Origin of the sequence: Synechococcus sp. B60.1 (assembly GCF_047462555.1) — a bacterium.
GTDB lineage: Bacteria > Cyanobacteriota > Cyanobacteriia > Thermostichales > Thermostichaceae > Thermostichus.
On record NZ_JANSJN010000057.1, the window covers coordinates 17258 to 18436 of the forward strand.

Annotated in this window: 1 protein-coding gene; it reads right to left on the bottom strand. The window is 58.9% G+C overall.

The genetic code is table 11. From position 1 onward, the window contains the following. Nucleotides 1-785 (bottom strand): ABC transporter permease (locus NW863_RS07875; protein ID WP_414365675.1); only part of this gene is annotated, 785 nt, incomplete at its 3' end. Nucleotides 786-1179: the final 394 nt, after the last annotated feature.

Genomic DNA, 1179 nt, shown 5'->3' on the forward strand with positions numbered 1-1179 from the left:
TAGCGGGAGCGGCTGAGCAGGGGAAACCCCATCACCACGACCAAGGTAGCCAGGATAATCACGGTGGAGAGGGCGTTGATCTCCGGCGTCACCCCCCGCCGCGCCGTGCTGTAGATGAGGATGGGCAGGGTCTGGCTTTCCGGCCCGCTGGTGAAAAAGGAGATGACAAAGTCATCGATGGAGAGGGTAAAGGCCAGCAGCGCCGCGGCCAGGATCCCCGGCCTGGCCAGGGGCAAGGTTACATAGCGCAGCTTCTGCCAGGTGTTGGCGTAAAGGTCGTAGGCGGCTTCCTCCAAAGCGGGATCCAAAAGCTGCAGGCGGCTGCGCACCACGATGGCCACAAAGGCAATCTGAAAGGTGATGTGGGCCAGGATCATCGTTCCCAAGCCCAGCTCAAACCAGCCGGTGTAGGCGCGCACAAACTGGTAAAACAGCAGCAGCGTAATCGCCATCACAATATCCGGGACAGTGACCGGCAACAGCAGCAACCCCTGCACAATCTTTTGGCCGGGGAAACGGTAGCGGTAGAGGCCATAGCCCAAGAGGGATCCCAGCACCGTGCTCACCAGGGTGCTGACCAAGGCCAAGAGGAACGTATTTTGGGTTGCCTGCCAAACTGCCGCATTGCGAAAGAGAGCCAAGTACCAATCGAAGGTAAAACCCGTCCACGCCAGGCCAAAGCGGGCGCGGTTAAACGAGTAGACGACGATCAACAGAATCGGCAGGTAGAGAAAGCCATAGATGGCATAGCTCACTCCCTGTAGCCAGATGGGTATCTTCGCCACTCTCCTTCCTGCCCTCCCAGGTATTTGCCGGAAAAAGCAGTCGCGCTGCCAGCCTACCTCCTTCCCAGTCTATAGCTCGCTGGTTAGGCAAGATGCAGCAAAACTGTATACTGCCTGCCGCTCCCCTCCCCCTCTGGCAGAGGGGCTAGGGCTATGACCGCCTGGGCCGAGACAGCCCCGATGTTGAGGGAGTTCTCTGTTGCCGGGCTAAGAGGCTTGGCATGAGGGCATTGACACTCCCCCGACTAAAGTCGGGGGATTCTTGCGCAATCCACAGATGGACTCGCAAAGGCGCTGTCAAGACGCCCCTAGACAGTTCCTTGGAACCCAGTCTCAAGGTTCCGCTTACTTGTTGACTGACAGCACTGTCCGGGTCTTTCACCGGGGTGGGTGC